At 59.1% G+C, this 23,549-nt stretch carries 23 protein-coding genes; 8 read left to right on the top strand and 15 right to left on the bottom strand.

The window, feature by feature from the left end; genetic code table 11:
* Positions 1-2: 2 nt before the first annotated feature.
* Positions 3-530, bottom strand: a complete 528-nt coding sequence (locus BLT54_RS05155; protein ID WP_074641911.1) for a DUF6446 family protein — start codon at positions 528-530, stop codon at positions 3-5.
* Positions 527-1,471: a glycine--tRNA ligase subunit alpha gene (locus BLT54_RS05150; RefSeq protein ID WP_074641909.1), complete on the bottom strand. Its 945-nt coding sequence runs from the start codon at positions 1,469-1,471 to the stop codon at positions 527-529. The genes BLT54_RS05155 and BLT54_RS05150 overlap by 4 nt, the downstream gene beginning before the upstream one ends.
* A 257-nt stretch (positions 1,472-1,728) precedes the next feature.
* Between BLT54_RS05150 and BLT54_RS05145 the strand changes: the two genes are divergently transcribed.
* The gene (locus tag BLT54_RS05145; RefSeq protein ID WP_074641907.1) at positions 1,729-3,489 is read left to right on the top strand and encodes a serine protease; all 1,761 of its coding nucleotides are present in this window, start codon (positions 1,729-1,731) and stop codon (positions 3,487-3,489) included.
* Positions 3,490-3,675: 186 nt separating this feature from the next.
* On the opposite strand, the gene BLT54_RS05140 is transcribed toward BLT54_RS05145, so the two are convergent.
* From BLT54_RS05140 to metZ, 4 genes are all read right to left on the bottom strand, one after another.
* Positions 3,676-4,413 carry a hypothetical protein gene (locus BLT54_RS05140; protein ID WP_074641904.1) on the bottom strand — a complete coding sequence of 246 codons (738 nt, stop codon included), beginning with the start codon at positions 4,411-4,413 and terminating at the stop codon, positions 3,676-3,678.
* A gap of 32 nt (positions 4,414-4,445) precedes the next feature.
* Positions 4,446-5,894, bottom strand: a complete 1,449-nt coding sequence (locus BLT54_RS05135; protein ID WP_074641902.1) for a TrkH family potassium uptake protein — start codon at positions 5,892-5,894, stop codon at positions 4,446-4,448.
* 67 nt (positions 5,895-5,961) lie between these two features.
* A complete protein-coding gene (gene folE2 / locus BLT54_RS05130; RefSeq protein ID WP_074641900.1) occupies positions 5,962-7,080 on the bottom strand; it encodes a GTP cyclohydrolase FolE2 in 1,119 nt (372 codons plus the stop codon).
* Positions 7,081-7,165: 85 nt separating this feature from the next.
* Positions 7,166-8,374 carry an O-succinylhomoserine sulfhydrylase gene (gene metZ / locus BLT54_RS05125; protein ID WP_074642448.1) on the bottom strand — a complete coding sequence of 403 codons (1,209 nt, stop codon included), beginning with the start codon at positions 8,372-8,374 and terminating at the stop codon, positions 7,166-7,168.
* Between the two features lie 314 nt (positions 8,375-8,688).
* On the opposite strand from metZ, the gene BLT54_RS05120 reads away from it, so the two are divergent.
* The 3 genes from BLT54_RS05120 to BLT54_RS05110 are packed head-to-tail and all read left to right on the top strand — an operon-like array spanning position 8,689 to position 11,493.
* On the top strand, positions 8,689-9,612 hold the full coding sequence (locus tag BLT54_RS05120; RefSeq protein ID WP_074641898.1) for an alpha/beta fold hydrolase: 924 nt from the start codon (positions 8,689-8,691) through the stop codon (positions 9,610-9,612).
* Between the two features lie 50 nt (positions 9,613-9,662).
* The gene (locus tag BLT54_RS05115; protein WP_074641896.1) at positions 9,663-10,379 is read left to right on the top strand and encodes a glutathione S-transferase family protein; all 717 of its coding nucleotides are present in this window, start codon (positions 9,663-9,665) and stop codon (positions 10,377-10,379) included.
* A gap of 1 nt (position 10,380) precedes the next feature.
* Entirely contained in the window at positions 10,381-11,493 is a 1,113-nt protein-coding gene (locus tag BLT54_RS05110) for an alpha/beta hydrolase (protein ID WP_074641894.1), read from the top strand.
* A gap of 3 nt (positions 11,494-11,496) precedes the next feature.
* Here the strand turns inward: BLT54_RS05110 and BLT54_RS05105 are convergent, their stop codons facing one another.
* The 5 genes from BLT54_RS05105 to BLT54_RS05085 all read right to left on the bottom strand — a co-directional run bounded on the left by BLT54_RS05105 (position 11,497) and on the right by BLT54_RS05085 (position 15,531).
* Positions 11,497-12,144, bottom strand: a complete 648-nt coding sequence (locus tag BLT54_RS05105; RefSeq protein WP_143026747.1) for an inner membrane-spanning protein YciB — start codon at positions 12,142-12,144, stop codon at positions 11,497-11,499.
* A 10-nt stretch (positions 12,145-12,154) separates the two neighbouring features.
* Positions 12,155-13,057 carry a DMT family transporter gene (locus BLT54_RS05100; RefSeq protein ID WP_074641893.1) on the bottom strand — a complete coding sequence of 301 codons (903 nt, stop codon included), beginning with the start codon at positions 13,055-13,057 and terminating at the stop codon, positions 12,155-12,157.
* Positions 13,058-13,180: 123 nt separating this feature from the next.
* On the bottom strand, positions 13,181-13,612 hold the full coding sequence (locus tag BLT54_RS05095; protein WP_074641890.1) for a GNAT family N-acetyltransferase: 432 nt from the start codon (positions 13,610-13,612) through the stop codon (positions 13,181-13,183).
* Complete coding sequence (ftsY, locus tag BLT54_RS05090) at positions 13,612-14,820, bottom strand: signal recognition particle-docking protein FtsY (RefSeq protein WP_074641888.1); 1,209 nt, start codon at positions 14,818-14,820, stop codon at positions 13,612-13,614. The genes BLT54_RS05095 and ftsY overlap by 1 nt, the downstream gene beginning before the upstream one ends.
* A 51-nt stretch (positions 14,821-14,871) precedes the next feature.
* Positions 14,872-15,531, bottom strand: coding sequence for a lysoplasmalogenase (locus tag BLT54_RS05085; RefSeq protein ID WP_074641886.1), 660 nt, complete (start codon positions 15,529-15,531; stop codon positions 14,872-14,874).
* A gap of 99 nt (positions 15,532-15,630) precedes the next feature.
* On the opposite strand from BLT54_RS05085, the gene BLT54_RS05080 reads away from it, so the two are divergent.
* On the top strand, positions 15,631-16,701 hold the full coding sequence (locus BLT54_RS05080; protein ID WP_074641883.1) for an alkane 1-monooxygenase: 1,071 nt from the start codon (positions 15,631-15,633) through the stop codon (positions 16,699-16,701).
* Between the two features lie 47 nt (positions 16,702-16,748).
* Positions 16,749-17,207 carry a hypothetical protein gene (locus BLT54_RS05075; RefSeq protein ID WP_245707952.1) on the top strand — a complete coding sequence of 153 codons (459 nt, stop codon included), beginning with the start codon at positions 16,749-16,751 and terminating at the stop codon, positions 17,205-17,207.
* Between the two features lie 21 nt (positions 17,208-17,228).
* Here BLT54_RS05075 and xseA read toward each other — a convergent pair whose 3' ends face one another.
* A complete protein-coding gene (gene xseA / locus BLT54_RS05070; protein WP_074641881.1) occupies positions 17,229-18,797 on the bottom strand; it encodes an exodeoxyribonuclease VII large subunit in 1,569 nt (522 codons plus the stop codon).
* A 76-nt stretch (positions 18,798-18,873) separates the two neighbouring features.
* Here xseA and purD point away from each other — a divergent pair, with 76 nt between their 5' ends.
* Entirely contained in the window at positions 18,874-20,136 is a 1,263-nt protein-coding gene (purD, locus tag BLT54_RS05065) for a phosphoribosylamine--glycine ligase (RefSeq protein ID WP_074641878.1), read from the top strand.
* Positions 20,137-20,584: 448 nt separating this feature from the next.
* Here the strand turns inward: purD and purU are convergent, their stop codons facing one another.
* From purU to BLT54_RS05050, 3 genes are all read right to left on the bottom strand, one after another.
* Positions 20,585-21,469 (bottom strand): formyltetrahydrofolate deformylase, encoded by an 885-nt coding sequence (gene purU / locus BLT54_RS05060; RefSeq protein ID WP_074641875.1) that lies wholly within the window; start codon positions 21,467-21,469, stop codon positions 20,585-20,587.
* 173 nt (positions 21,470-21,642) lie between these two features.
* Entirely contained in the window at positions 21,643-22,368 is a 726-nt protein-coding gene (locus tag BLT54_RS05055; protein WP_074641873.1) for an FG-GAP repeat domain-containing protein, read from the bottom strand.
* Positions 22,368-22,691, bottom strand: coding sequence for a 2Fe-2S iron-sulfur cluster-binding protein (locus BLT54_RS05050; protein ID WP_074641871.1), 324 nt, complete (start codon positions 22,689-22,691; stop codon positions 22,368-22,370). Before BLT54_RS05050 ends, BLT54_RS05055 begins: the two co-directional genes overlap by 1 nt.
* A 275-nt stretch (positions 22,692-22,966) precedes the next feature.
* Here BLT54_RS05050 and BLT54_RS05045 point away from each other — a divergent pair, with 275 nt between their 5' ends.
* Positions 22,967-23,494 (top strand): peptidoglycan-binding domain-containing protein, encoded by a 528-nt coding sequence (locus tag BLT54_RS05045; RefSeq protein ID WP_074641869.1) that lies wholly within the window; start codon positions 22,967-22,969, stop codon positions 23,492-23,494.
* Positions 23,495-23,549 lie beyond the last annotated feature (55 nt).

Here is a 23,549-nt window from a genome sequence, read left to right as displayed (position 1 = left end):
GATCAGTTTCCTTCTGGCGCGGCGGGACAATCCGCAGGCGCAGGATCGCCGTCAAACACGGCCGCGCCACAATGGTTGATTTGGTTCCAGGCATAGCCGCGCCCATCCGGGTAGATGGCGACCACGCGGTCGATGCCGTAGGGGGCGTTTTCTTCGCCCAAAAACGCCACGGCGGCCCCGGATTCGATGTCGGCACCAATGCGTGCGGCGTCAAAACAGTCAAACCATTTCTGCGCCACCAAAGGGGCCGCGTCCGTATAGGGTTTGAAGGTCTCGGTCATCATTGGCAATGAGAGCGGCGTGGTGAAACAGGCGCGGAATTTGATCGGCGACGTGTCGGCGTCGATGCCGTTGAAATCCTCGGCCAAAATATCCTCAGCCCCGCCGTCAAACGTGGTCAGGCGCACGGTGGCGGCGGGGGCATTGGCGTCGATCGGTTTATAGTAGGCGTAGATTTGCGAGTAATAGAGACCCGCGCCAAAAACGATTGCTGTCAACACGATGCCACCTGCGACGAATTTGCCGTTCATTGCGCTGCTGCCTCGGCGGTGTAACCACCCGCCGTGGTTTGCACAAAGGCATCGGCACAGGCTTTGGCCAATGTGCGCACGCGCCCGATATAGGCCTGACGTTCGGTGACAGAGATCACACCGCGCGCATCCAAGAGGTTGAACAGATGCGAGGCCTTGATGCATTGATCATAGGCCGGGTGGACCATGATGATACGCTTGCCGGTTTTCGGGTCCAGCGCGTCATGGGCGAGCAACGCGTGGCATTCGGCCTCCGCCTCTTCGAAATGTTTGAGCAACATCGCGGTGTTGGCGGCGTCAAAGTTGTGGCGCGAATATTCTTCTTCGGTCTGTTTAAAGATGTCACCGTAAGTGAGCGGGATCGGCGATTGCGGGTCGTTGAACGGCATGTCCATGACGTGATCAATGCCCAAAACATACATCGCCAGACGCTCAAGCCCGTAGGTCAACTCGCCCGAGACCGGGCGGCAATCATGGCCGCCAACCTGTTGGAAATAGGTGAACTGCGACACTTCCATGCCGTCACACCAGACTTCCCAGCCCAGTCCCCACGCGCCAAGGGTCGGAGATTCCCAATCATCCTCGACAAAGCGAATGTCATGCAGATCGGTGTCGATGCCGATGGCTTTCAAAGAGCCAAGATAGAGGTCCTGAAGATCAGGGGGCGACGGTTTGATCAGCACTTGGTACTGATAATAATGCTGCAAACGGTTCGGGTTTTCGCCATAGCGGCCATCGGTCGGACGACGCGACGGCTGAACATAGGCGGCGGCCCAAGGCGTTGTGCCGAGCGAGCGCAGGGTCGTGGCCGGGTGAAAGGTCCCCGCCCCCACTTCCATGTCATAAGGTTGCAAAATGGCACAGCCCTTTGCGGCCCAATAGGCCTGAAGCCGTAGGATGATCTCCTGAAAGGAGCGCGGTTTTTCGGTCATCTCAGACATGGAGTACTCTCAGCTTTCGGAGCTTGGGAAACGCGGCTTCTCACTAGCCAAGAGCCGACGGGGCGTCAATCGAAAGGGGCACCCACACGCGCATCTCGGCTGCATTCTGGCACATTCAGGCGGATTTGCCTGCCACACCTGACTTTTTTCCGTCACATCTCACCGGGTTGTTTGTTGACCTTCCCGTAAAACATGGTTTCTTTGCGAAAAGTTACAAGAATTGGGCCAAGCCCAGTCATCAGCAAGTAAGGGTTTCTATGCATAGGTTTTTCGCCGCAGTCCCATTTGGACTTGCCGCCACGTTGTCTTTCACTGCGGCCAACGCCCAACAATGGATTCAGGTCGAAGCACAGCCGACCCTGACCCAAGCCACCGACGCGGCGCAAGGCTATGCCGCGAAGCTGCCAAATGTCGTCGGATTTAACCTTCCGGGCCGCTGGCACGCCATCGCCTTGGGCCCCTACGCGACCGAGGCCGAAGCCGAAGCGGCCCGCCGCAACCTGCGCGCTCAAGGCATCATTCCCGGTGACAGCTATCTGACCGAGGGCGACCGCTTTCAACAACCGTTTTGGCCCGTTGGCGTCAATGTCGCCACATTGACCCCCGTCACCCCGATGGCGCCTGCGGACACGGTCGGGAGCGCGCTGGCAGAGGAACACATCATCGACACCGCGATGACCCCGGTGGAGATCGACGAAACCCCGGCCCAAGCCCGGCAATCCGAACGCGATCTGGACCGCCCGGCACGCGAGGCGTTGCAACGCGCGTTGAAATTTGCGGGTGTGTATAACTCCGGCATCGACGGCGCTTTTGGTCCCGGCACGCGGCGCGCCATGTCCGATTGGCAGGCCGCCAATGGCTATGACGTCACCGGCGTGTTGACCACCCGCCAACGCGGTGCCGTTTTGGCCGCCTACAACAACGTCATCGACAGCCTGTCCTTGGCCCCCGTCACCGACGATGTGGCGGGCATTGCCATCACCCTGCCCACCGGCATGGTGGGTTTTGACGCTTACACGCCGCCCTTTGCCAAATACTCTGCCAAAAATGGCTCCGATGTGCAGGTCATGTTGATCTCGCAAACCGGCGATGAGGCGACGTTGGGCGGGCTGTATGAGATCATGCAGACGCTTGAGATCGTCCCCATGGACGGCCCGCGCAACCGCGACAGCAAATCCTTCACCCTGACCGGAATGAATTCCAACATCGTCTCACACACCGAGGCGCGGTTGGTGAATGGCACCGTCAAAGGCTGGACCCTGATTTGGCCAGCAGGGGACGAACAACGCCGCGAGATGGCGCTTGCGGCGATGCAAACCTCTTTCACCCCGATCGACGGCGTGCTGCCCGATGCCTATGGCGACGGAGCCACGCAGGACATCGACCTGATGGCAGGGCTTGAGATTCGCCGCCCTGAGGCCGCCGGAAGCGGCTTTTACGTCAATGCCTCCGGCGCGGTTTTGACCTCTGCCGCTCTGGTGGCGCAGTGCGCGAAAATCACCTTGGACGACAGCTATGAGGCCACGGTCACCGCGACCCAAGGCGGCATGGCGCTTTTGACCCCGTCCGAATCTCTCGCCCCCCTCTCTGTCGCCCAATTCGACAGCCACCTGCCCCGGCTTCAGTCCGAAGTGTCGGTGTCGGGCTTTGCCTATGAGGGCCGCCTCGGCGCGCCGACGCTGAACTATGGCCTTTTGGCCGAGCACAAAGGCCTGAATGGCGAAGAGGACCTGTTGCGTTTGGCCATGTCCACGCTGCCGGGCGAAGCGGGCGGACCGCTTTTGAACGGTCAAGGCGCGGTCATCGGCATGTTGGTTGACAAAGACGCCCTCTCCGAGGCGCAGGCCCGCACCCTGCCCAATGATGTTGCCTTTGCCTATGACATGGAAAAACTCGCGACCTTCCTCTCAAACAATGGCATCGCCGTGTCGGCCTCGGACGCGGCGCGCGATATGTCGGATAGCGAATTGGTCACGGTGGGCCGCGATTTGACGGTCTTGGTGAGCTGCTGGAACTAAAGCGTCACGCCTTTATCCTGAGACAGGGGAAAGGCGTGACGCTGCCAGACATATCAATGGTGTGGGCGTTCCGCCATAAACCCGTGAGTCAGGTTTGTGGCGGAACGCTTTAGGTCAGCCCCCTCAAAAATGCAAAGCCCCGCACATTTTGCGGGGCTTTTTTATGGGATGCGTGACTGATGCCCCCTAGACACCGGGCACGATGGTGCGCATCAAACGGATCGCAGATTGATCCGCCTTGCCTTTGGTCAACCACGCCAAAGCGAAAATCCAAACGCCCAAGGCCTCGCCCCAGAAAATCAGATTGTGCCGAGAGACAAAATCCGCCGCCGCGTCACCGCCCAAACGCGCCGCCAAAAAGGCGGAGGTGATCAACACCAGCGTCGCCAAAATGCCATAGCCACAGGCGCGATAGATGCGGCGGCGGGCCAGGTCGGTGGTTTTGGGGAACTGCACCAAACAGAACACCACAAGACAAAGAAAGAACACCACGGCGGACATATTGTGCACCCATGCCGAGGGTCCGGTGTGCACCAGAATTTGGGTCACGGTGCGCTCCGGCAAGACACAGATCTCAGTCTTCACAGGGCAATCTTCGAGCGATGGGAACACCGAAACCATCAAGGCCGAGAGGCCCGAAATCCGGGCAAGCACCTGATCGGAGAACCGTTCATCTGAGCGCCGCGCGTAGCCTTTGTAGGACATCAAGAACACGCCAATGGCCCAAAGCGCGCCGACAAAAACCTCGCGCAGGGGCGAGAAAAAGTAATTGGACAGGCTGTCACGCAAACCGCCCTCCACCCCCAACCCACCAAGGATCAAACTCAATGGCAGCAGCAACGCAACAGCCCCAAGCGCTTGGCGCACACGGTGATAACTCAACACGTGCGGGTCAGTGTCGGGCGTATTCGGTGTCTCAGACATGCGTGGTCTCCCAAACGTTGTATGTGGGGGGATTATGACCGCCAAAACCGGATGGTGAACAGTGCAAATACCGACATGACCTCAAGCCGCCCGACCAACATGGCAAGGGCCAAAACCCATTTTGCCGGATCATTCAGCGAGGCGAAATTACCCGAAGGCCCGATGATGTCCCCAAGCCCCGGCCCGACACAGGCAAGTGCGGTGGCCGCGCCCGACACGGCCGTCACAAGGTCCAATCCGGTCGCCGCCAAAAGCACCGATGTGATACCCAAAGTGACGATGAAAAACGAGAAAAACGCCATGACCGAGGAGAGCACATCCTCTGACACAGGCCGGCCTTGGTAGCGCGGGGTGAAGACGCCGTTTGGGCTGTGAATCTTGCGAATTTGCGCCCGCATCGAAGCGAACAAAAGCTGATAGCGAAACACTTTGATCGAACAGGCCGTCGAGCCCGCGCAGCCACCGATCAAGCCGATGAAAAAGAACGCGACGGCGGGGAAGGCGCCCCAAAGCTGGTAGTCGACCGAGGCATAGCCGGTGCCGGAAATGATCGAAGTGACATTGAACAGGCCTTCGCGAAAGGAGTGTTCAAAATGGTCTTCGTTGACGATCAGCCGGTAGGCCGCGAAACACAGGGTGAGGCCAAAAATCACCGCCAAATACGCATGGATTTGGGTGTCGCGCCAAAACGGCTTGGCGCTGCCCGCGATCAATTGCACATAGCGCACGAACGGCAGGCTGGCGAGGATCATGAAAAACGACGAAACATATTCCGCCGGGCCCTGAAAAGCCCCGAAAGAGGCGTCGCGGGTCGAAAACCCACCGGTGGAGAGCGTGGTCAGCGCGTGGTTGATCGCGTCAAACCCGCTCATCCCAACCACCAGATAGGCGATGAAACAGGCGACGGTGAGCCAGACGTAAATCACCGAAATCCGCGAGGCAATTTCGGCGGCGCGGGGCAAGACTTTGCCATCCGTATCAAAGGCTTCGGAGCGAAACACCTGCATCCCGCCGACTTTCAATTCGGGCAGGAACACCATGGCGACCACAATGATCCCGATGCCGCCGAACCATTGCAACATCGACCGCCAGAGCAACAGCCCCTCGGGGAGATCATCCAGACCGGAGAACACCGTGGAGCCGGTGGTGGTCATCCCCGACATCGCCTCGAAAAACGCGTCCGTAAACCCGGCCTCGGTCGCGCCGAGCATAAAGGGGATGCCACCAAAGATCGGCAAGATGAGCCAGATCAGCGTGGTCAAAAGGAACATTTGCTGGATGGACAGGCCTTCGGATTTGCCATTGGCACAGGCCAAAGCCATGGACACGCCCGCCACGGTGGTGACCACGCCCGCCTCCAAAAACACGCCCCATTCGGCATTGCCATAGGCCAGATCGACCAACAATGGGATCACCATCGTCAGCCCCAAAAGGGCCACGAGCGTTCCGACTACATATCCTACAGGCCGCAGATCCGTCATAGCGGCAAGGCTTGGCTGTGCAACTTCCGCATGTCAAGGACAGGCATAAGAACAGGCGCTGTTGCGATCAACCAACGTGGAAAAGTGTGGCAAAGAGTTTCGGATCAAGGCTTTGCGCCGCGAACGTGTCGCCCTCGGTCAGAACCGACACCGCGTCATGGGAATGCAGGCTTTCTTGATGCGAGGCAATGATGCGAAAATCGCCGATCCGGTGGTCATTTTCGAGGTTTTGCGCAAACAACCGCGCCGCATCTTCGACGAAAATCGGATTGGCGGCGTTGAGTTCGGCAAAGGCCTGTTCGTCTTCGCGTTTGACCATGACCTGCGTCTCGGTCGGCACAGCCGCACGGCACAGATCAATCAGGTCCTCAAACCAAAGCGTGTCCGGCTGATCGCGCACCTCGACCGAAATCCGCGCCACGGAGCGCTGTGAATGCGGTGTGGCCAATTGCTGCCGCGTGCGGCGCGCATGTTCGGAAAGTTCAAGAGAACAGGGGCAGGTGGAGCTGTATACATAGTCCAAATGCATGATTTCTGTCATTTTCCCTTTGGTCTCCACCAGTTCCAAAGCGATGTCGTAATACTGATACCCGCTCAGGCCAGAGCGCAGCGAGGCGCGTTTGACCGGGAAGGAAAACCGCATCTGAATGCGGGCATCGAAACTGTCGAGATCAGCTTTGTAATCGCGCAGGGCGGCTTGGATCACGTCAAAGGAAAAGGTGCGCTCGGAATGTTTGTAGAAAGAACGCATGATCCGGGACATGTTGATGCCCTTTTTCTCTGCCTCCAAACTGACCGTGCCGGTGACCGAAGTCTCAAGCGTCAGATCGCCCCCCGCATCATGGCTGTCGCGGGTGTGAAACCGGATCGGCAGACGGAAATTCGAAATCCCGACATGTTGGATCTGCCTTTTCGCGCCCTTGATCAGGCTTTCGGGTCCGTTTTGCAGGTCGGGCAGCGTGTCGCGATAGGCCTCCGAGGCCTCGAAATCCTCAGGATAGGCGCGCCGCAGCGCCGGGTAATTGGCGAAATCATCCGCCTCCGGCAAAAGCCGCGAAATCGCCGGGTCAAGTTCGGCCACTTCGGTCGGCGTGGCGCGGGTGGCCCAATCACGCAAAACGGCCAAAGCCGCCTCGGCTTTGGCCCGCTCTGATGAGGTCTCAAGATCGCTTGGGTACATGTTCATGGGCACTCCCCCAAAAGGCTGTTTCGGTTGATATAGGGCGTCTTGCGCCCGTTACCAACAGATACGTGGGAGAAACGCCGTCAGATCACAACGCATCCAAAGCGGTACGCAGATCGGCGATCAAATCGTCAGGATCTTCAAGCCCAAGCGACACGCGCACCATGCCCGGCGTGATGCCCAACGTGTCTTTCTGTTCTTGCGGCAGACGTTGGTGCGTGGTGGTCGCCGGGTGGGTGACGATGGATTTGGCATCCGCGAAATTGTTGGAGATGGTGAAAATATCCAAGGCATTCAGGAACTTAAAGCAAGCCTCCTTGCCGCCTTTGACGTCAATCGTCAACACGGTGCCGCCCGCCTCCGCTTGCGATTTGGCCAGATCATATTGCGGGTGGGCTTTGTGGGTCGGATAACGCACAGCATTGAGCGCCGGATGCCCATCAAGCGCGTCGGCCACGGCCAAAGCCGTCGTCGCCTGTTGCCGCACCCGCAGGTCGAGCGTTTCCATCGACTTGAGTTGCACCCAGGCATGGAACGGGCTCATCGCACCGCCGGTGTGTTTGAGATAGGCCTCAATCGGCCCCCGGATCAGATCGCGCGAGCCGCAAATCATCCCGCCCAAACAGCGCCCCTGCCCGTCCACATGTTTCGTGGTGGAATAGACCGACAAATCCGCGCCCGCCTCAGCCGCATAGGAAAAGATCGGTGTGCACATGGCGTTGTCGACCACGACTTTGGCACCGACCGCATGGGCCAGATTGCACACGGCTTTGAGGTCGATGACCTCCAAAGTCGGATTGGAAATACTTTCAAGGAACACCAGCGCCGTGTCGGGGCGAATGGCCGCGCGCCACGCGTCCAGATCGGTGCCATCGACCAAGGTGATCTCAACACCAAAGCGCCCCAAAACCTCTTCGAGAATATAGAGACAGGAGCCAAAGAGCGCACGCGAAGACACCACATGGTCCCCGGCTTTGAGCAAAGCCATGAGCGCGCCGTTGACGGCGGCCATGCCAGAGGCACAGGCAAACGCGTCCTCATAGCCTTCCAAAGAGGCCATGCGATCCTCGAACATGCGGGTCGTCGGGTTGCCGTAGCGGGCGTAGATAAACTCATCCTCGCCCAGCGACACAAAGCGCTCTTCCGCCGCCTCAGCCGTGTCATAAACAAAGCCCTGGGTCAGGAAAAGGGCTTCGGACACTTCACCATATTGGCTGCGCCGAATGCCCTCATGCACGAGTTTCGTGCGGGTTTTCCACCCCGTAGTGTTCTTGGTTTTGCTCTTCGCGTTGCTCATTTCACGGTTCCCTTCCGCCAACAAAAAAGCCCCCTCTCGATCAAGAGCGGGGGCGCGGCGGGTCATCCAACCCAGCGTCTCGTCCTGACCTCTTTAGCGGAATATTTTCGGCATGCCCTTTGCAAGAGCACCCCTGTGGCCCGCAATCCGGAGAACAAATCGCCACATCTGGTGGGGTACAAACCCTGCGACACTCTGTCAACTGCGCGCGGCACCGTTAACAAAGATTCACTCCGATGTCGCAGCATCGTGACAAACCCCACGCAGACTATGTGCAGTTATCGGCGCATATCGAACCCAGGGGAGCGGCGTCCATGCCCCTCATGCAACTCAATGTCGACGGCCCTTTCCCTGCGTCCCGGACCAAGGACGCTTTAGAGCGCGCCTTGGCGGCAATCCCCGCGCAGGCACCGGTGGTGATTTGCATCCACGGCTATAAATTTTCGCCCCATGTGCCCCGACATGACCCGCATGATCATATCCTTGCGCTCGATCCCGGCACGGACAGCCCAAAGGCGCTCAGTTGGCCACGCGGTCTTGGATTTGGCAGCGGGGAGGCGGACGAAGGCCTGTGCATCGCCATGGGCTGGGAGGCGCGCGGCACGATTTGGCAGGCATACGCGCAGGCCCGTCTTGCAGGCGAGGCCTTGGCACGGCTGATTTGGACCATCAAGCGTCCGGTGCATGTGATCGGCCATTCGCTGGGCGCGCGGGTGGCCCTGTCGGCACTGCCGCATCTGTCTGAGGGTGCCGTGGGCCGAGTGATTCTTTTGGCCGCCGCCGAGTTTCGCAGCACAGCACTTTTTGCCATGGACAGCGCCGCCGGGCGCAGCGCCGAGGTGATCAACGTAACCTCACGCGAAAATGATCTGTTCGATCTGATGGCCGAACTGGCCCTGACCCCCGATCATGGCGCGTCGCGCACACTGGGGTCCGGGCTTGGCCAAGAGCTGCGCGGCTGGTGCGATCTTCAGATTGACGATGCGGGGACGCGGGCCTGTTTGGCGCAATTGGGCTATACCATCCCCGAAGCGGACAAACGCGTGTGCCATTGGTCACCCTATCTGCGCGACGGGGTTTTTGATCTGTACCGCACCGCACTGCGCCATCCCGAACAGCTTCCCATCGGATTGTTGAAACATCTGATGTCTGACGCCCCTGCCCCACGCTATTCGCGTCTTTTCCGGGGCCATCGCACAGCTTCGCTCTTGTCCTTTTCGCGCAAAGCGTCATCCTGAGGCCATCCTTCCCACCCTCTTTCCTTTGATGACCGCACGGAACCGTTTTCATGATCGACACTCCCATTACGCTCTTTTATTGGCCGACGCCGAACGGCTGGAAAATCTCTATCGCGCTTGAGGAAATGGGCCTGCCTTATGAGGTCAAATTCGTCAACATTGGTGCGGGCGAGCAATTTGATCCCGCGTTTTTGAAACACGCTCCCAACAATCGGATGCCCGCGATTTATGACCCCGAAGGGCCAAGCGGTCGGCCGATTTCGATTTTTGAATCCGGGGCGATTTTGCAATATCTGGCGCGCAAATGCGGTCACTTTTATGGCGGTGGCGAACGCGACCAAGTCGCCGTAGATCAGTGGCTGATGTGGCAGATGGGCGGGCTTGGCCCAATGGCCGGACAGGCGCATCATTTCCTCAAATACGCGCCCAAAATGGAACCGCCGCACGATTTGCCCTATGCCAAAGACCGCTACCGCAACGAGGTCGCGCGGCTCTATGGCGTTTTGGATCGGCGTTTGGCCGAAGAAGAATTCGTTGCTGGCGATTTTTATTCCATCGCGGATATGGCGATTTGGCCTTGGGCGTCCCTGTGGGAAGGCCAAGAGCAAACCTTGGACGACAAACCCCATCTCGCCCGCTGGCTCGCCCGGATCGCGGCGCGCCCTGCGGTGCAACGCGGTCGTGCCCTTGGGGCCGAGCGGCGCACGGACACGGCCAATGACAAGGCCGCGCAAAAGATCCTCTTTGGCAGCTCAAAAGGCACATAACGTGACAGTCACCCGGCGGCACATTCTGTTGAGCGGCGGCGCTTTTGTTCTCACCGGCTGCGCGCAACCGCTGATCAACAGCCCGCCGGGTCTCACGCCTGAGCGCACTCAGGACATTTTTGTCCTCACCAACCGCACGGTCTCGCCCGACGCGCATGAGGCCTTTGAAGGTCGGCGCTCCGACGCGGTCTTTTATCGCAACTACACGATTTCCGTTCCGCCTGAGCGCAAACCGGGCCATTTCTCGTTTCCAAGGCGCAACATTGATCCCAAACGCGAATTTTTTGTCGCGCAGAGCAAAGCCTATGACGGTGTTGCCCCGTTTCGCGCCGATTTAAACGCCCAAATCGCGCGCCGTCCCAAGGGTGATCGCGGCGTCATTTTGTTCGTGCATGGCTATAACGTCTCCTATGCCAGTGCGGTGTTTCGCGCCGCACAGATCGCCACCGATTTCAAGATGACCGAACCTATGGTGGCGTTTTCATGGCCCTCTGCGGGCCGGGTGTCGCAATATGCCTATGACCGGGATTCGGTGCTTTATGCCCGCCGCGCCTTGGCCGATGCGATCAAAGAGCTGGCCAAATCGGACGCGCAAAGCCTCACCATTCTGGCCCATTCGATGGGTGGCCTGTTGACGATGGAGGCGCTCAAACGGCTGGCTTTGGAGGGAGATCGACGCACATTGGACGCGCTCAACGGCGTGGTGTTGATTGATGCCGATATCGACGTCGATGTGTTTCGCCGTCAGGTCGAAGATGTGGCACCCTATGGCGTGGAACTGGCCGTTGTGGCCTCGCGTCGCGATTCCGCGCTTAAGATTTCGTCGATCCTGACAGGCGGTCATCCGCGTGTGGGGGCCACAGATGACATCGGCGCACTGCGCGACATGGGCGTTTTGGTGCTTGATGTCACCAACGCGCCGGGGGCCGGGATGCTTGGGCATTTTGCCATGCTGGAATCACCCGAACTCTTGGCAATCATTGCCTCGGGCCAGTTGCTCAACGACATCGTGGCGGGGGCGCCCGGTCAGGATGTTTTGATTGACGGGCTGACGCTGACCGGCAACGCCGCCCTCGCGATTGCCTATCTGCCTTACACTGCGACCGGGAATTGAGCCTTAGGCCTTTGGCGTTTTGTCCTTGGGGGTGTCGTCTTCGGTCGAATGGCGTCTCATCAGGCCGCCTTGGGCCATGAAAAACGCGATCATTGCGATGGGCAGGCCAAAGGTTTTGAATTTGACCCAAGTGTCGGTCTCCATCGTCCGCCAAATCGCTTCATTGGCCACGGCGAGCGCGAAGAAAAACAACATCATCCGAAAGGTGAGTTTTTTCCAACCCTCCGCATCCAACGGCATGACCTCGCCCAGCACCAGCGACAGATAAGATTGGCTGCGCAGCAAGCCCACGCCCAAAGCCCCGCCAAACAGCAGGTAAATCATCGTCGGTTTCATTTTGAAAAACCGTTCGTCATTGAGCCAGATCGTCAACCCGCCAAAGACCACGACCAACACGAGCGTCATGATCTGCATGACGGAGAGCTTTCCGGTCAGCCGCCACAGCACGAAAGTCGATGCTGCCAAAAGCGGGATGAACACGGCGGTCATCACGATAAACCCGGAATATTCCGTCCCCGCGATGGTAAACACCTTGTCTTTCAAGATTACATAGCCCGCGAAAAACGCCAAGATCGGCCCCATTTCGAGCACGGTCTTGACCACAGGATTGAGCTTTTTTTCGGCGATCGTCTCTGGTGCGTCTTCTGGCATGTTCTGTCCTTTATCCACCCATCTCAACTATGATCGCACCGACCGCAATCAAGGTCATCAACGCCAAACGACGCGGTCCGACCTTTTCGCCCAAAACGATCCAGCCAATCAAGGCCGCAAATACGGTCGAGGTTTCGCGCAACACGGCGGCTTCGCCGACATTGTCCAATCGTGTGGCCAACATGATGCAGCCAAACGAAAAATACGCCACGATGCCGCCGGTGAACCCACGCAGCGCCAAGGGGCCGAGCGCGGGCTTTTCGACCATCTGACGATAGCGCAACGCGGCAACAACCGGCATCACAAGACCGTCAAGGAAAAAGAACCACGCCAAAAACGTGAACGGATCGGCGGTGGCGCGGATGCCGTAGGCGTCATAGGTGGTGTAAAGCGCCACGAAAGACCCGGTCAAAACCGCCAACATCAGGGCGGGCACCATGGTCTCGCGGCCCAATGTGATGGTGCGCAGGTTGTAAACGGCAAGGCCGAAAATCCCGGCAATCAACACCATCACCCCCGACCATTGGATCAAGGTGAAATGTTCGCCAAAGACCAAGCCCGCGCCGATGACCGCGAAAAACGGCCCGGTGCCGCGCACCACCGGATAGACCACGGTATAAGCGCCTTTGGTGTAGGTGTAACCTTGGGCGACTTTATAGCCCATATGGATGACAAACATGCCCGCAAAAATGATCCACATATGCGGTTCGGGCCATGGCACCACGAAAAGCGCAAAAGGCGCCGCAATGATGCAATAGAAAAAATCCATCGCGCCCCGAGACATCCACGGGTCATGCCGTCCCTTTTGCAGCGCGCCAAACAAGGCGTGCAAAAACGCCGCTGCCAAAGCCAAAGTGAGGGCTGCTTGGTGACCGGCCTCTGTGCCTTCAAGGGATAGGATCCAACTGCTCATAGCGCCCTGCTACAGAAGCCCATTGAAAAGGGCCAGAGGATTAAGCGCACAGGGGCCATGAGACAGGGCCATGAGACAGGGGGGCCATGAGAGGGCAAACACCATGCGCGCTTCTGGCTGCAATCAGGCGGCAAGCGGGCCGCGACGCTCGCGCAGGCCTTCGATGTCCGAATAGGGATTGGGCACAAGCGCGCCATCCGTGGCCTCGATAAACGGGTAAGCCGGATCAAGATGGGCGGCACGAATGAGCGTTTCCTCCAAGGTTTGGATGATGAAATCCGTGCGAAACGCCGGCAAAACCCCCATGCCCCAAATCCGCGCCGGGCGGTCTTCGCGTTCGGGATCGACCACCAACATCGCAGTGCCGACCAAACGCTCGCCCTCAACCACCACCATTTCGGCGTAGAGTTGACGATCATCGGGCCAGTCCTCTTCGGTCTCCTCCGGGCACACCGGGTGATCGAAAAACAGCTCCTGCATGGATTCGCGACGCTCAACAACGTCACCGCCCGAAACCCAGTTGCCCGGGCCGATTGCGTGCAGAATTTCTAACATCAAACCTCCAGACCCATCAGGGCCTTGGCAAAATCTTCGGGGTCAAACGGCGCAAGGTCGTCGATTTGCTCACCCACCCCAATCGCATGGATCGGCAGGCCGAACTTATCGGCGAGGCTCACAAGCACACCACCGCGCGCCGTGCCGTCGAGTTTCGTCATCACAAGGCCGGAGACATCCGCGAGCTTTTGGAAAATCTCAACCTGTGAAATCGCGTTTTGCCCGGTTGTCGCGTCCAACACAAGCAATGTGTTGTGCGGCGCGGTGGCGTCCTTTTTGCGGATCACCCGGACGATTTTGGACAGTTCTTCCATCAAATCGGCGCGGTTTTGCAACCGTCCGGCGGTGTCGATCATCAACAGATCGGCCCCCAATTCTTCGGCTTTGGTCATGGCGTCAAAGGCCAAGGAGGCGGGATCAGAGCCCTCGGGCGCGGTCAAAACCGGCACGCCCGCGCGTGTGCCCCAAACTTGCAACTGTTCGACAGCCGCGGCGCGGAACGTGTCACCCGCGGCGATCACCACGGTTTTCCCGGCGGCTTTGAATTGGCTGGCCAATTTGCCGATGGTCGTGGTTTTGCCCGATCCGTTGACGCCCACCACCAAAACCACCTGCGGGGTCTTGGGATAAAGCGGCATCGGCTTGGCCACGGATTCCATGATTCGCGCAATTTCACTGGCCATCAGGCGCTTGATTTCATCGACGGAAAGCTTTTTGCCATACCGCCCCTCGGCCATCGCGGCAGTGACGCGCATCGAGGTCTCAACCCCCATATCGGCGGTGATCAACAGCTCTTCAAGCTGCTCCAACATCGCATCATCAAGGGTGCGACGCAGCACCGGCTGGGTCTCTTTTCGGCCCAAAAGACGCCCAACCAACCCCGGCTTATTCGCGGTTGCACTCGGCTCGGGAGCCTCGTTCACAACGGTCTCAACCGGGATTTCCAACGGTGTCACCGCACGCGGGATCTCAATCGGCGTCTCGTCGGGCGCCTCAATCGGCGTTTGCGGCGCAAATGTTTCAGGGATCGGCGCGGGCTGCTCCAGTGGCGGCTCAATCGGCACGCCCTCCGGCACCACCGGATCGGTCAAAATCGCCTCATCCGCACTGCTTTCCACACCACCATCTTCGACAATCGCCTCAAGCCCCTCGTCGAGTTTCGACGAGGTTTTCATCAGGCGAGATTTCAGTTTCGAAAATAGCGACATAGGGCCTCCGTTCCTTGCTCACTTAATCGGTCTTGGCCTTTTAGAAAAGCCCTAGCCATGCGGTTTGACCCCAACAAAGGCGAAAAGAATCGTCATTTGCCCAAGGATATACAGGGTCCAAAGCGCATAGCCCGCCCAGCGCGCCCGTTTGGTGTCCGGCGACATGCGAAACATCTGAAGCGCAAGGATCAAATCGGAGGCCATAAACAGCAGCGCGCCGACACTGGCCAAGCGGAACAGATCAGGCAGGCTCAACGCCGCCACCACCATGGCGCAAATCAAACCCACATAGACCCGCACAGGCCAACGCATGTGCCCCGTGAAGGGCGCCAGCCAAAGCTCGCTTGAAAGAGCAAAGCCAATCAAGAGGATCACGGGAAGGATGCGCCACGTCTCGACCAAGCCGATGAAAAGACCAAGATAACACAGATGCGCGAGGGCAAAACTCACCAATCCGGCCATAAACGCCCGCTCAAAGGAACGCGACAACGCCCAATCGCCCAGGGCCGAAAGCGCCAAGCCCGCCACCAAAAGCCCCGGCGCGCCCTGCGCCGCCGCACTCCCTGCAAACATCGCGACAGGCACGGTTTTGAGCGCGCTGTGCCAGAGTGTTTTGTCGCGATACGTGAGGGGCAGATAGGCCAGCGCCGCAAGAATCGCCACAAGAACCACCACAGCCGTCCCGCCACCAAGGTCTATGTCAAACTGCACCGTTCCGGTCCTCCCCACCCTCTTTGACGGGCACGCCCTAATGCTTTTGCACCCATGCCTCACACCGCCTATAGTCTGCACATTCCTGAAGGTGCGTCCATGAGTTCCAATCCCGCCAAAACCGCTCACATCATTCGCTTTTTTGCTCTGTCCACCCTCGCCCCCGTCGCGCTTTTGTCACTGGGCGCGCTGTTTGGCGGACTATGGGCCGTGGCCGGGTTTCTTTACATGACCGTACTGGCCTATGGCTTTGATCAACTGGTCAGCCTTGCCCGCGATCCTGCCGATCCAGAGGCCGAGTTTCCCGACGCCAATGCCCTGTCCACTGTTCTGGCCATTTCGCATTTTGCAATGATGGCCTTGGCGGTCTGGGCGCTCTCTGTCGGACCTTTTACTCTTTGGGAACGGGTGTTCATGTTTTTTGGCTTTGGCCTGTTCTTTGGTCAGGTGTCCAATTCCAACGCTCATGAGCTGATCCACCGCTCGGATCGAACGCTGCGGCGGCTGGGCACTTGGGTCTATATCACGCTGTTGTTCGGCCATCACGCCACCGCCCATGTTCGCGTCCATCATCGCTATGCCGCCTCGCCGAACGACCCCAATTCCGCGCCCCTTGGCATGAGCTTTTACCGGTTTTTACCACGCGCGTGGATCGGGTCTTTCAAGGCTGGATTGCGCGAAGAAACCGCATTGCGCGCGCGCTCTGACAGCACCGATCTACACCCCTATGCGCTCTATGTCGGCGGGGCAATGATCTGTCTGTTCATCGCCTTTCAAATCGGCGGAATGTTGGGGGTTTTCAAATATATATTGCTCGCGGGCTACGCCTCTTCGCAATTGATGCTCTCGGATTATGTTCAACATTACGGGTTGCGCCGAACAGAGGTTTCAGAGGGAAAATATGAACCCGTCGGCCCCGCGCATTCGTGGAACAGCCCGCAATGGTTCACCTCGTTTTTGATGCTCAATGCGCCGCGCCATTCCGATCATCACGCCCATCCGATGAAACCCTATATCGCGCTTGAATTGTCAGATGACATGCCGCGACTGCCACGCTCATTACCGGCCATGGCGACACTCGCGCTGATCCCGCCGCTTTGGTTTAAAGTGATGGACAAACGGGTGGCGCGGCTGATCTCCGACGCAGACACCGCCCCCACCCCGCGTTGACCGGCTCACCTGATGTTTCGCCAGTTAACCAGATGTTAAGAATGTGAATGGAGCTAAACGCAATGCTGTGGCATGGTTTCCAAATGATGAAAAAGCTGTCCCTCCCGGCCTGTTTGGCCCCCGTGATCTTGACCGTCGCCGCTTCGGCTTTCGCCGCACCGGCGGGCTCTGACCCGCTGACCGGCGCGGAATTCGAAGCCTATGCCACCGGCAAGACCCTGACCTTTGCCGAGGACGGCCAACCGTACGGCGCCGAAGAATACCTGCCCGGCAACCGCGTCCGCTGGGCCTTTGACCAAGACACCTGCAAAGAGGGCATCTGGTACGAATCCGGGCAAAACATCTGTTTCGTCTACGAAGACGGCTCCGCCCCGCAATGCTGGCAGTTCTTTGTCGAGAGCGACAAGTTAAAGGCGGTGTTCCAAGGCGAAAGTGGCACCGAACTCTACGAGGCCTGGGCCAGCGACGGGCCGCTGTCCTGCATGGGTCCGCAAGTCGGCGTCTGATCCGTTAAAACCTCGGCCCCGTTAAAACAAAGACCCCTGATCCGGCCCGCCACCTTTTGGCTTTTTCGTCTTAGCAGGTGCCGGGGCCACAGCCACGCCGCCGCCAATCCGCGCCCGGCCATCGGCAAATTGCACCTCATGCATCCGGCTCGCGTCCTTGGCCGAGGTCACAACCCCGTTTGAGGCATCCCAAACCACAGCATAGCCACGCTCCAGCGTCTTTTGATAAGACAGCGCCTCAAGCATCCCGGCCCGGCGATCCAACGCCCCGCGCCAGCGCTCGGTCTGGGCCTTTGAGGCGCGTTCAAACCGGGCCGCGAGTTGATCCAATTGCGACCGTGCCTGAACCGTATAACGCGAGAGGCGCATCGGGTCCAAACCTTTGGTGGCACTCGTAAAATCACGGCGTTTTTGCGCCACGGCACGGGCCAGAGCCGGGCTGAGACGACCGCCAAGGATCACCGTTTTCTCCTGCCCGCGTTTCAACATCCCACGCAACAAGGTGGGCCGCAAGACGGCGGAACGTTCGGACAGTTTCAGCCGCCGATTGCCCACCGAGGTGATCAACGCCTGATTAAGCCGCGCCTCGGCCTGATCGACGCGCTGACGCGGCCCATCCAAAAGCCGCCCGCGCTGCGGCAAAGCCCGAGAGAGATCGCTCAACCGTTGCCGCCGACGCGCCACGCCAAGGCTCAGCGCCCGCTCCATCCGCGCCCGCGTCTCTTGCAACGTGACCCAAAGTTCGCGCCGCACCGGCACGGCGATTTCGGCGGCGGCTGTGGGCGTTGGCGCGCGCATGTCAGACGCGAAATCAATCAGCGTCGTATCGGTTTCGTGCCCCACGGCGGAGATCAACGGAATGCGGGAGGCCGCCGCGGCGCGCACCACGATCTCTTCGTTAAATCCCCACAGGTCCTCGACCGAGCCACCGCCCCGCGCGACGATGATCAAATCCGGGCGCGGGATCGGCCCATCTTTGGACAGCGCATTAAAGCCTTCGATCGCACGGCTCACTTCGGCGGCGCAGTTTTGGCCCTGAACAGCAACGGGCCAGATCAACACATGGCGCGGAAAACGGTCGCGCAGACGGTGCAAAATATCGCGGATCACCGCACCGGAAGGCGAGGTCACCACACCGATCACCTTTGGCAAATAGGGGATAGGTTGCTTGCGCGCCGGATCAAACAGACCCTCTGCGGCCAAGGCCGCTTTGCGCTTTTCAAGCATTGCCATCAAGGCGCCCGCACCCGCCGGTTCGACATGATCGACGATGATCTGGTAGCGCGATCCACCCGGAAATGTGGTCATCCGCCCCGTGGCGATGATCTCCATCCCCTCCTCGGGCTGGACCTGCATCTTGGAAACCTGCCCCTTCCAACTCACCGCATTGATCACGGATTTGTCGTCCTTGAGGTCGAAATACAAATGTCCCGAACGTGGCCGTGACACCCGCCCAACCTCGGCGCGCACCCGGACAAAGCCAAATTCGCCCTCGATGATCTTTTTCACCGCACCCGACAGTTCGGAGACGGTGAATTCGGGCGCATTTGACGGGCCTTGTGGGCCGTCCTCTTCGAAAAGCTCGGACATAGGGGTGCTCACGCTTGTGTCGTCTGTTCACTCACCCTAAAACGCCGGAAACCGGATGAAAAGCGGGGACGCGAGAATGAACATTCTGATCTTGGGCAGTGGCGGGCGCGAACATGCTTTGGCATGGGCTGTGATGCAAAACCCGAAATGCGGCAAATTGATCGTCGCCCCCGGCAATGCGGGGATCGAAATGATCGCCGAATGCGCAAATTTTGACATCAACGATGGCGCGGCGGTGGTCGGGTTTGTCGAAGAGAATGCGATTGATTTTGTCATCATCGGTCCAGAAGCCCCCTTGGCCGCTGGGGTCGCGGATGATTTGCGCGCCGCTGGCGTGTTGACCTTTGGCCCCTCGAAAGCGGCGGCACAATTGGAGGCGTCCAAAGCCTTTACCAAAGAGATTTGCGACGCCTCCGGCGCACCAACCGCTGGCTACGCCCGCTTTACCGAGGCCACACCTGCCAAAGAGTACATCCGCGCCCAAGGTGCACCAATCGTGGTGAAAGCCGACGGCTTGGCCGCAGGCAAAGGCGTGATCGTGGCAATGGACGAACAGGCCGCCTTGGACGCCATTGACGACATGTTCGGCGGCGAATTTGGCGCGGCAGGGGCCGAAGTGGTGATCGAGGAGTTCATGGAGGGCGAAGAGGCCTCTTGGTTCATCCTCTGTGATGGCGAGAACGTCCTGCCCATCGGCACGGCGCAAGACCACAAACGCGTCGGCGATGGTGACACCGGGCCGAACACTGGCGGCATGGGCGCCTATTCCCCAGCCCCCGTGATGAGCGACAGCGTCATCCAAAAAGCCATGGACGAGATCGTCAAACCAACCGTTTTGGAAATGGCCAAGCGCGGGATGCCCTATCAGGGCGTGCTTTACGCGGGCTTCATGATCAAAGACGGCCAACCGCGCCTTGTTGAATACAACTGCCGCTTTGGCGACCCGGAATGTCAGGTGTTGATGATGCGGCTCGGTGCGCAGGCGCTTGATCTGTTGCTGGCGGCCGCTGAGGGCCGATTGGATCAGGCCCAAGTCAATTGGGCCGATGATCACGCAATCACCGTGGTGATGGCAGCGAATGGCTATCCTGGCGCTTACGCAAAAGGCTCTGTGATCAAAGGCTTGGACACTTTGCCTGAGGACAGCAAAAACATGGTGTTCCATGCGGGCACTGCCGTCAAAGACGGGGCGATTGTGTCCGTGGGGGGCCGTGTGTTGAACGTGACGGCGCGCGGCGAGAGCCTAAAAGAAGCCCGTGATCGTGCCTATGCGATGATCGACGGGATCGAGTGGCCGGGCGGCTTCAACCGCACTGATATTGGCTGGCGGGCACTGTAAGACATGCGCAGAGTATGGTTAGGGGAATTTTAACCTTACCCTGCGATAAACCAAGGTGCGAAATGCACCACTGGCTCGAATGGCCCTCCGGTTTGGAACTTTGGTGTAAAAGCCCAAACACTGGCTGTCGCGACAGAACAGAGGCGTGCTCGAACGGCACGCCTTTTTCCGTGTCTTATGCGGTCGCCAACCCCATGTTGCCTCACATTGGGGGCCAGCCCCCAAAACCCCCGAGATATTTTGAGACAAAAGAAGCCACCGGTTCACCGCTCATTAAGGTTAATGCGCGAGGATGATCCCACGGTACAGGCGGGGACGCCGATGACCGTGACGGAAGAAGGCCCTCCGCTCTCCTCCAGCGGAGGGTCATTTCTTTTGTCTTAAAATATCCCGGGGTGAGGCGGGGCAGCGTGCTGCCCGGACGAGGGGCAGAGCCCCTTTTCGCCCCTTAACCCATCCGTTCGGAGGCATAGCTGCCGGGAGAGGCCGGAAACACCACCGTTTTATTGCCGTTGATGAACACGCGGTGGTGGATATGGGCATGGATCGCGCGAGAGAGCACCTGGGCTTCGACGTCACGGCCCAAAGAGACGTAATCCTCCGAGGATTGTGCATGGGTGATCCGCACCGTGTCCTGTTCGATGATCGGACCTTCGTCCAGATCGGCGGTGACATAATGCGCCGTCGCTCCGATCAGTTTCACCCCACGCTCAAACGCCTGTTTATAGGGGTTCGCGCCTTTGAAAGACGGCAGGAAGGAGTGGTGGATATTGATGATCCGACCGGACATGTGTTGGCACATCATATCCGACAGAATCTGCATATAGCGCGCCAAAACAATCAGTTCGGCGCCTGTGTCCTCGATCACCTGCATGATCGCGGCTTCGGCCTCGGGTTTGTTCTCTTTCGTCACTTTGATGCAGTGGAAAGGAATATCGTGATTCACCACAAGCTTCTGATAATCCATGTGATTTGACACCACGGCAACGATGTCGATCGGCAAGGCTCCGATCCGCCAGCGGTACAAAAGATCGTTGAGACAATGACCAAAGCGCGAGACCATGATCACGACTTTCATCTTTTTGGCCTCATCCTGCACCGCCCAATGCATGTCAAAGGCCTCGGCCACGGGCACGAATCCCTGCGCCAGTTCAGGTTGGGTCAGGCCGGTTTCTGAGACAAAACTCACCCGCATGAAAAACTGATCGGTGCCCGGATCATCGAATTGCGCGGAATCGGTGATGTTACAGCCAAGCTCCGCCAGTTTGCCAGAAATCGCGGCCACGATTCCACGCTTGGAGGGGCAGGTCACGGTCAGCACATGGGAGGTCATGTCAAAGTCCTCGATCTTTCTTTTAAGGGTCGAGGCGTTTTGGCACAGCCGACAGCGAATGCCAGAGCCAAAACGCACGGCAGGGGCAAATTTGCGGCTGTTTCGGGCGGTTAAGTTTCCGAAAGGCGTCGCGCTGTGCCTCAGACGCGCATCACAGGCGCATCATGGTCGCATCACGGACAGATCAGGAAGGGCGCAAAGCTGTCGGCCCCGGTATAGGGTGCAACGGGTTTGGTGGCCAACTGACCATCCTCAAATCTGGTTTCCATGACCTGCGACCAGTCCGCATTGGCGGTGACGATCGCCGGCACTTGCCCGGAACAGTCGCGCATGCCGCCTTCGATTTCGGCGGAGCCAAAGTGATGGTTGGTCAGGCCGGCAAGGCGTGCGGTAGTATCCAACATCCCCGACCCCGCCAAATCGACGGGAAGGATCACCAGCTCTTTGGCCAAATGCGGGCGGTCGATATAGGCGATGTCATCGGTGCCATCGCCGTCAAAATCGGCAATGCCCACGACCGCGAGCCAACGGTGGCGCGCACCGATGGGGGCATTGGATTTGGCCGGGATCAGCGCGCCGGAGGCATTGAGCGACCAGACCTGCACCCAAGCGCCGGTGGCAAAGCCGCTGACGACGGTGACAATTTCGGGGGAGCCATCGCCATCGAAATCATGCAGGCGCGGTGCGGTATCCTCGAAAATGCTTTTCTTGAAAGACACATTGCGCTCGGTGCCGTCACTCAACGTCACACGCATCCGCGCATATTCACCGCCCGCCACGGCACCATGGCCGTAGACATCCGTCGGCTCAATGTAGCGCGCGGCGGTGATATCATTCGTGATCTCGGTGGCGGCAAGCGGGCTGGCCGCCAGCACAAAAGCCGCGGCCAGACGCAGCATCAGATTTGCTTTTCGGGCAGGTTGACAACGAGACCGTCAATCGCATCGGTCACTTTGATCTGACAGGTCAGGCGCGACCGCACCGGATCGGGTTGATAGGCAAAATCCAACATATCCTCTTCCATGTCGTCTTTCGCGGGGATTTTTTCGACCCACTCAGGCGCGACATAGACGTGACAGGTGGAACAGGCACAAGCCCCGCCGCAATCAGCGTCGATGCCCGGCACGCCATTGTCGCGCGCGCCTTCCATCACGGTGCGCCCCACCGGCACGTCCACAACATGTTCGGTGCCGCCAAATTCGACATAGGTGATCTTGACCATAGGCTTGTCCTTCTCTCGCATTTCTTCGTGTTGCCACAGGCTTAGCCTGTCAGTTTCCCGGTGAAAAGGGCCATTGCGTCGCGCCCTGTGGTCCGGTTGGTGCCGAGACAACCCGCGCGCCTATATTTCAGGCACGGGACCGCGCCTGTGTGCCGTCTCGCTCTCTGACAGGTCCTCCCAAAGGCGATACCATTCAAACCCTTTGGAAAATCTGAATTTCACGGTAGACTTGTTCCAAACAACCCCACAAAGGGGCAAAGCAGACAGGCAAGCCGATGAAACAGCTCCCTTTTCCCGCCCGATTGCCGCTTTTCATTCTGGCGGGACTTTTGGCCGCCTGCCAGATAAGCGCCCCGGAAGATGGCATCATGCGCGCCTCAGAAACGCCCGGCGCGCCACCGGGAGCCGACCCAAACACCTGTTACGGGCGGCACGTCACCCCCGCGATCATCGAAACCGTCACAGAGCAGGTTTTGGTGCAACCGCCACAAATCGAGGCCAATGGCACCGTTTCCTACCCCGCCGTCTACCGCACGGAAACCCGGCAAAAGATTGTGCGCGAGCGCAAGGAATTGTGGTTTGAGACCCTGTGCCAAGAGGAGCTGACGCCCGAGTTCATCGCGTCACTGCAACGTGCGCTGTCGGTGCGGGGCTATCACGCGGGGGCTGCGAATGGGCGGATGGATTTCGCGACAAAACGCGCCATCCGCGCCTATCAATCGGACCAAGGGGTCGACAGCGACATCCTGTCTCTGGCGGCGGCGCGCCAACTTGGGCTTAAGGAAGTGCCGCGCGAGGGCTGATCTTCTGACGTTCCAAGGTAGAAAAAGGCGGCCCGCCATATTTTGGGGCCGCCTT

Origin of the sequence: Celeribacter baekdonensis, from assembly GCF_900102315.1 — a bacterium.
In the GTDB taxonomy this organism is placed as follows: Bacteria; Pseudomonadota; Alphaproteobacteria; order Rhodobacterales; family Rhodobacteraceae; genus Celeribacter; species Celeribacter baekdonensis.
Note: the sequence above shows the minus strand (reverse complement) of the source record. Positions and strands in the feature narration are given on the sequence as shown.

Bases quoted from the DNA above. Each gene is read 5' to 3' on its own strand.
- BLT54_RS05155 (WP_074641911.1), bottom strand. From the start codon at position 530: ATGAACGGCAAATTCGTCGCAGGTGGCATCGTGTTGACAGCAATCGTT.
- BLT54_RS05105 (WP_143026747.1), bottom strand. From the start codon at position 12,144: ATGCCAGAAGACGCACCAGAGACGATCGCCGAAAAAAAGCTCAATCCT.
- BLT54_RS05120 (WP_074641898.1), top strand. From the start codon at position 8,689: ATGCCCCTCATGCAACTCAATGTCGACGGCCCTTTCCCTGCGTCCCGG.
- ftsY (WP_074641888.1), bottom strand. From the start codon at position 14,820: ATGTCGCTATTTTCGAAACTGAAATCTCGCCTGATGAAAACCTCGTCG.
- BLT54_RS05115 (WP_074641896.1), top strand. From the start codon at position 9,663: ATGATCGACACTCCCATTACGCTCTTTTATTGGCCGACGCCGAACGGC.
- folE2 (WP_074641900.1), bottom strand. From the start codon at position 7,080: ATGAACATGTACCCAAGCGATCTTGAGACCTCATCAGAGCGGGCCAAA.
- purD (WP_074641878.1), top strand. From the start codon at position 18,874: ATGAACATTCTGATCTTGGGCAGTGGCGGGCGCGAACATGCTTTGGCA.
- BLT54_RS05145 (WP_074641907.1), top strand. From the start codon at position 1,729: ATGCATAGGTTTTTCGCCGCAGTCCCATTTGGACTTGCCGCCACGTTG.
- xseA (WP_074641881.1), bottom strand. From the start codon at position 18,797: ATGTCCGAGCTTTTCGAAGAGGACGGCCCACAAGGCCCGTCAAATGCG.
- BLT54_RS05100 (WP_074641893.1), bottom strand. From the start codon at position 13,057: ATGAGCAGTTGGATCCTATCCCTTGAAGGCACAGAGGCCGGTCACCAA.
- BLT54_RS05135 (WP_074641902.1), bottom strand. From the start codon at position 5,894: ATGACGGATCTGCGGCCTGTAGGATATGTAGTCGGAACGCTCGTGGCC.
- BLT54_RS05075 (WP_245707952.1), top strand. From the start codon at position 16,749: ATGGAGCTAAACGCAATGCTGTGGCATGGTTTCCAAATGATGAAAAAG.
- BLT54_RS05080 (WP_074641883.1), top strand. From the start codon at position 15,631: ATGAGTTCCAATCCCGCCAAAACCGCTCACATCATTCGCTTTTTTGCT.
- BLT54_RS05045 (WP_074641869.1), top strand. From the start codon at position 22,967: ATGAAACAGCTCCCTTTTCCCGCCCGATTGCCGCTTTTCATTCTGGCG.
- BLT54_RS05095 (WP_074641890.1), bottom strand. From the start codon at position 13,612: ATGTTAGAAATTCTGCACGCAATCGGCCCGGGCAACTGGGTTTCGGGC.
- purU (WP_074641875.1), bottom strand. From the start codon at position 21,469: ATGACCTCCCATGTGCTGACCGTGACCTGCCCCTCCAAGCGTGGAATC.
- BLT54_RS05150 (WP_074641909.1), bottom strand. From the start codon at position 1,471: ATGTCTGAGATGACCGAAAAACCGCGCTCCTTTCAGGAGATCATCCTA.
- BLT54_RS05050 (WP_074641871.1), bottom strand. From the start codon at position 22,691: ATGGTCAAGATCACCTATGTCGAATTTGGCGGCACCGAACATGTTGTG.
- metZ (WP_074642448.1), bottom strand. From the start codon at position 8,374: ATGAGCAACGCGAAGAGCAAAACCAAGAACACTACGGGGTGGAAAACC.
- BLT54_RS05140 (WP_074641904.1), bottom strand. From the start codon at position 4,413: ATGTCTGAGACACCGAATACGCCCGACACTGACCCGCACGTGTTGAGT.
- BLT54_RS05055 (WP_074641873.1), bottom strand. From the start codon at position 22,368: ATGCTGCGTCTGGCCGCGGCTTTTGTGCTGGCGGCCAGCCCGCTTGCC.